The organism is Streptomyces sp. 15-116A (genome assembly GCF_025290915.1).
Taxonomy (GTDB): Bacteria; Actinomycetota; Actinomycetes; order Streptomycetales; family Streptomycetaceae; genus Streptomyces.
Genome location: NZ_JAOCQE010000492.1, coordinates 1 through 2250 on the forward strand (window position 1 = coordinate 1; position 2250 = coordinate 2250).

The following is a 2250-nucleotide window of genomic DNA, read 5'->3' on the forward strand; positions in this document are numbered from 1 at the left end:
ACGCACCCTCACCGCGATCGTCGAACCCGGGCTCGACCAGGACGACCGGCGCCGGCCGACCCCCTCACAGCCGCCCGGGCACGCGGCCCACGTCGACGCCGTGCCGCCCTTCGCCGACGCCGAGGCGGCCTTCGCCTGGGGTGACCGGGAGCTGGAGAACGTCGTCACGCTGGTCGAGCACGCCGAGCGGTACGCCGACGACACGGGCGGCCACGGCGTCCGCGCCACCCTCTCCGTCCTGCTGCGCCTCCTCTACCCCTACCTCCTGCGCGGCGGGCGCGTCGCCGAGCTGGAGGTGCTCGGGCGGGTCGCGCTCCGGGTGGCGCGGCGGCTCGGGGACGAGGCCGCCGAGGCGTACGCCCTGGGCGATCTCGCCGGGGTGCACTTCCTGGCCGGACGGCTGGGCGAGGCCCTCGCCCTCACCGACCGCGCGCTGGAGATCTGGCGCCGGCTCGACGCGGCCTCCCGGATCCGGCGGTGCCTCAACAACCGCGGGCTGCTGCTCGAAGGGCTCGGCCGGTACGCCGAGTCCGGCGAGGCGCTCCGGCAGAGCCTCGCCTACTCGCGGCAGCTGAACGACCCCTACGGCGAGGCCGTCACCCGCAGCCACCTCGGCAACCTCTACGAGCACACCGATCCGCGCGCCGCCATCGAGCAGCACCGGCTGTCACTCGCCCTCGGGGACGAGATCGGCGCCGTCATCGTGCAGCACTCGGCGCACTGCAACATCGGCTACGCCCACCTCAGCCTCGGTGAACCGGCCGCCGCCCTGCCCCACTTCGAGGAGAGCCTGCGCATCCTCGGCAGCCACGGGGACTGGCACGGCGAGTCCCAGACCCGGCTCGGCCTGGTCCGCGCCCTGCGGCTGCTGGGCCGCACCGGGCACGCCGCACGCGAGTGCGAGGAGCTGCTCCGCCGCGCCGACGACCGCGCCGACCGCTACACGGCGGGTCTCGCCCGCCACCAGTACGGGCTGCTGCTGCGCAGGTGGGGCCGTATGAGCGAGGCGTACGCACAGTGGCGCTCGGCTCTCACCGCGCTGGACGGCACGGACGAGCAGGCGGTGCTCGGGGAACTGCGCGAGCTGCTGACCGCCGGCGGCCCCGTCCCGCACGCCTGCTGATCACTTGGCGTCGGCATAGCACTCCACCACCGCCGTGCTGAACGGGAACCGCACCGGCGTCTCCCCGAAGGTCAGCCGCCCCGCCACGTCCGCCGCCTCCCGGATCGCCGCCACCACCGTCTGCGCCTCCTCCTCGGGACAGTGCACGATCACCTCGTCGTGCTGGAAGAACACCAGCTCGGCCGCCCTGTCCGCCAGCGCCCGGCGCAGCGCGGCGAGCAGCAGCAGGGCCCAGTCGGCGGCGCTGCCCTGGACCACGAAGTTGCGGGCGAAGCGGCCCCGCGCGCGGGCGTCGGTCGAGGCGTAGCCGGGGACCCACGGCCGGGTGGTGTCGGGGTCCTGGTCGTCCCCGGTGACCGGGATGCCCGCCTCCTCCGCCGCGTCGTCGCTCGCACGGGCGGCCGGTGGGCAGGTGCGGCCCAGCCAGGTCCGTACGAGACGGCCCTCCTCGCCGGCGCGGGCGGCGTCGTCGACGTACGCCACCGCCTTCGGGAAGCGGCGTCTGAGCGCGGCGAGGTTCTTCAGGCCGTCGCCGGAGGTCTGGCCGTAGACCGCGCCGAGCACGGCGAGTTTGGCCTGGGCGCGGTCGCCGGAGAAGGCCCGGTCGGACACCGACTGGTACAGGTCGCTCTCGCGCCCGGCGACCTCCATCAGCCCGGGGTCGCGGGAGATCGCCGCGAGCACCCGGGGTTCCATCTGGTCGGCGTCGGCGACGACGAGCCGCCAGCCCGGGTCGGCGACCACCGCGCGGCGGATCACCTTGGGGATCTGCAGGCCGCCCCCGCCGTTGGTCACCCAGCGGCCGGTGACCGTGCCGCCCGCGAGGAACTCGGGCCGGAAGCGGCCGTCGCGCACCCAGTCCTGGAGCCAGGACCAGCCGTGGGCGACCCAGATGCGGTACAGCTTCTTGTACTCGATCAGTGGTTTCACCGCGGGGTGATCGATGTTCTCGAGCTCCCAGCGGCGGGTCGAGGTGATCTTGACGCCGGCCTGCGCGAACGCCTTGACGACATCGGCCGGCAGATCGGGCCGCACGCGGCGGCCGAAGGCGGCGGACACCTCGTCGGCGAGCTCGGCCAGCCGGCGGGGCTCGCCGCCGCCCGCGTACCGCTCGCCGAGCAGGTCGT

2 protein-coding genes are annotated in these 2250 nt (G+C 74.9%); one reads left to right on the top strand and one right to left on the bottom strand.

The genetic code is table 11. The features are described 5' to 3' along the window. On the top strand, window positions 1–1123 hold a 1123-nt coding region (locus N4P33_RS34770), incomplete at its 5' end, for a tetratricopeptide repeat protein (protein ID WP_260830903.1). Here N4P33_RS34770 and N4P33_RS34775 read toward each other — a convergent pair. Then, the coding region (locus N4P33_RS34775; protein ID WP_260830904.1) for a bifunctional 3'-5' exonuclease/DNA polymerase at window positions 1124–2250 on the bottom strand (1127 nt) is incomplete at its 5' end.